2 protein-coding genes are annotated in these 3,633 nt (G+C 72.4%); one reads left to right on the plus strand and one right to left on the minus strand.

The window, feature by feature from the left end:
- Window positions 1–88: 88 nt before the first annotated feature.
- Window positions 89–2,197, minus strand: coding sequence for a phosphate acetyltransferase (gene pta / locus ACOTKD_RS24920; RefSeq protein ID WP_424891237.1), 2,109 nt, complete (start codon window positions 2,195–2,197; stop codon window positions 89–91).
- 307 nt (window positions 2,198–2,504) lie between these two features.
- Between pta and ACOTKD_RS24925 the strand changes: the two genes are divergently transcribed.
- Window positions 2,505–3,530, plus strand: coding sequence for an ATP-dependent 6-phosphofructokinase (locus ACOTKD_RS24925; protein WP_424891238.1), 1,026 nt, complete (start codon window positions 2,505–2,507; stop codon window positions 3,528–3,530).
- Window positions 3,531–3,633 lie beyond the last annotated feature (103 nt).

Consider the following 3,633-nt stretch of genomic DNA (forward strand, 5'->3'; position numbering starts at 1 on the left):
GTGGTGGGGGCTCGTCCGGCTCGGTGGGGGGTGGGGGGCGGGGGGGGCCGTACGGGACCGGGCGGCGGTCCCGTACGGCCCACGGGCGTCAGACGGCGGGCGCGTCCGGCGCGGTTCCGCCGCGGCGCTCGCCCTGGGCCTGGATCGCGGAGATCGCGACCGTGGTCACGATGTCCTGCACCAGGGCGCCGCGGGAGAGGTCGTTGACGGGCTTGCGCAGGCCCTGCAGGACCGGGCCGACGGCCACGGCGCCGGCCGAGCGCTGGACGGCCTTGTAGGTGTTGTTGCCGGTGTTGAGGTCGGGGAAGATCAGCACGGTGGCCTTGCCGGCCACCTCCGAGCCGGGCAGCTTGGTCTTGGCGACCGCCGCGTCCACGGCGGCGTCGTACTGGATCGGGCCCTCGACCAGCAGGTCGGGGCGGCGCTCGCGGACGATCTCGGTGGCCTTGCGGACCTTGTCGACGTCCGCGCCGGAGCCGGAGGTGCCGGTGGAGTACGAGAGCATCGCGATCCGCGGCTCCACGCCGAACTGCGCGGCGGTCGTGGCGGACTGGATGGCGATGTCCGCGAGCTGCTCGGCGTTCGGGTCGGGGTTGACCGCGCAGTCGCCGTAGACCAGCACCCGGTCGGCCAGGCACATGAAGAAGACGGACGAGACGATCTGGGCGCCCGGCGCCGTCTTGATGATCTCGAAGGCGGGGCGGATGGTGGCGGCGGTGGAGTGCACCGCGCCGGACACCATGCCGTCGGCCAGGCCCTCCTGGACCATCAGCGTGCCGAAGTAGGAGACGTCGGTGACCACGTCGTGCGCGAGCTCGACGGTCATGCCCTTGTGGGCGCGGGCCTTGGCGTAGATCTCGGCGAAGCGCTCGCGCAGCGGGGAGGTCTGCGGGTCGATGATCTGCGCCGCGGCCAGGTCGATGCCCAGCTCGCCGGCGCGCTTGCGGATCGCGCCCTCCTCGCCGAGCAGCGTGAGGTCGCAGATGTCGCGGCGCAGCACCACGTCGGCGGCGCGCAGCACGCGCTCCTCGGTGCCCTCAGGCAGGACGATGCGGCGGCGGGCCGAGCGGGAGCGCTCGATCAGCTCGTGCTCGAACATCATCGGGGTGACGCGGCTGGAGCGGGCCACGGCGATGCGGTTGGTGAGCTCGGCGGTGTCCACGTGCCGCTCGAACAGGCCGAGGGCCGTCTCCGCCTTGCGCGGCGAGAACGCGTCCAGCTTGCCCTCGATCGCGAACAGCTCGGCCGCGGTCGGGAAGGAGCCGCCCGGCACCGAGACGACCGGGGTGCCCGGGGCCAGCCGGTCCGCGAGGGCCAGGATGTCCGGGCCCGGCTTCTCGTCCAGGGTCAGCAGCACGCCGGCTATCGGCGGGGCGCCCGCGCTGTGCGCGGCGAGGGCGCCGACGATCAGGTCGACGCGGTCGCCCGGGGTCACGACCAGGCAGCCCTCGGTCAGGGCGGGCAGGAAGACCGGCAGCATGGCGCCGCCGAAGACGAAGTCCTTGGCGTCGCGGGCGAGCCCCGCGTCGTCGCCGAGCAGGACCTCGGCGCCCAGCTTGCGGACGATCTGCGCCACGGTCGGCGCGGAGAGCCCGGCCTCCTCGGGAAGCGTGTAGCAGGGCACGGGCAGGCTCGCCGAGAGGCGCTCGCCGACGGCCTCGCGGTCGGCCGGGGCCACCCGGTTCACGACCAGGGCGACGACGTCGCAGCCCAGGGCCTCGTAGGCGCGGTAGGCGTTGCGGGCCTCGGCCCGTACGGACTCGGCCGTCTGGTCCTGGCCGCCGACGACCGTGATCACCGAGGCGCCGAACTCGTTGGCGAGGCGCGCGTTGAGGGCGAGCTCGTCGGGGAGCGTCGAGCCGACGTAGTCCGTGCCGAGCACCAGCACGTACTCGTAGTCGCGGGCGACCGCGTGGAAGCGCTCGACCAGGCGCGAGACCAGCTCGTCCGTGCCGCGCTCGGCCTGCAGCGCGGAGGCCTCGCCGTAGCTCATGCCGTACACCGACTCGGCGGACTGGCCGAGCCGGTAGCGGGACCGCAGCAGGTCGAAGAGGCGGTCCGGCCCGTCGCCGTGCACGAGCGGGCGGAAGACGCCCACCCGGTCCACCTGCCGGGTGAGGAGCTCCATGACTCCCAGCTCGATGACCTGGCGGCCGTCGCCCCGGTCGGTACCGGTCACGTACACGCTGCGCGTCACGCGTGCTCTCCTTGCTCCATCGCCGTGTTCTTCGGTTTGTTCTTCGGTGTGCTCCGGCGTGTTCCACGCCGTGTTCTACGTCTTAAAAATTACCCGTTATGGTGGGCTTGACCTCTTGACAATACCTGCGCCCCTGGATAAGGCGCGCGTCAGCAGGCGGGAGCGCACCGCAGGAGCGGAGGTCGGGGCCGGCGCCACCCGGGGGTGCGCCGCTACCCATCGGGCCGTGAAACAATCGGCCCGGCTCACATGTACCATCCCCTTACCCTCGGTAGGGGGGACCCCAGAGCAGGAGACACAGCACGCGATGCGCATCGGAGTTCTCACCGCAGGCGGCGACTGCCCCGGCCTGAACGCTGTCATCCGCTCGGTGGTGCACCGCGCGGTCGTCGGCCACGGCGACGAGGTCATCGGCTTCGAAGACGGCTTCAAGGGTCTGCTCGACGGCCGGCACCGCAAGCTCGACCTGGAGGCGGTCAGCGGCATCCTGGCCCGCGGCGGCACCATCCTCGGCTCCTCCCGCCTGGAGCGCGCCCGCCTCCGCGAGGCCTGCGAGAGCTCCAAGGAGCTCGCCCGCGAGTACGGCATCGACGTCCTCATCCCCATCGGCGGCGAGGGCACGCTCACCGCGGCCCGGATGCTGTCGGACGCGGGCCTGCCCGTCGTCGGCGTCCCCAAGACCATCGACAACGACATCTCCTCCACGGACCGCACCTTCGGCTTCGACACCGCCGTCGGCGTCGCCACGGAGGCCATCGACCGGCTCAAGACCACCGCCGAGTCCCACCAGCGGGTGATGGTCGTCGAGGTCATGGGCCGCCACGCCGGCTGGATCGCCCTGGAGTCCGGCATGGCCGGCGGCGCCCACGGCATCTGCCTGCCCGAGCGGGCCTTCGAGGTCGACGACCTCGTGAAGATGGTGGAGGAGCGCTTCGCCCGCGGCAAGAAGTTCGCCGTCATCTGCGTCGCCGAGGGCGCCCACCCCGCCGAGGGGTCGATGGAGTACAAGAAGGGCGCCATAGACCAGTTCGGTCACGAGCGCTTCGCCGGCATCGGCACCAAGCTCGCCGGCGAGCTGGAGCGGCGCCTGGGCAAGGAGGCCCGCCCGGTCATCCTCGGCCACGTCCAGCGCGGCGGCACCCCCACCGCGTACGACCGCGTCCTCGCCACGCGCTTCGGCTGGCACGCGGTCGAGGCCGCGCACCGCGGTGACTTCGGCAAGATGACCGCGCTGAAGGGCACGAACATCGAGATGGTGCCGATCGCGGATGCGGTGACGGAGCTGAAGAGGGTGCCGGAGAGCCGGATGGACGAGGCGGAGTCGGTCTTCTGACGCGACCTCTTCCGCCCTTCCTCTTGCGAGGCTTACGAGGCCCCCGCCGACTGTGGTCGGCGGGGGCCTCGGCGTTGCGGCGGGGGCTTCGGCCGGGGCGGCC

This window comes from Streptomyces sp. XH2 (assembly GCF_049725035.1).
In the GTDB taxonomy this organism is placed as follows: Bacteria; Actinomycetota; Actinomycetes; order Streptomycetales; family Streptomycetaceae; genus Streptomyces; species Streptomyces roseoverticillatus.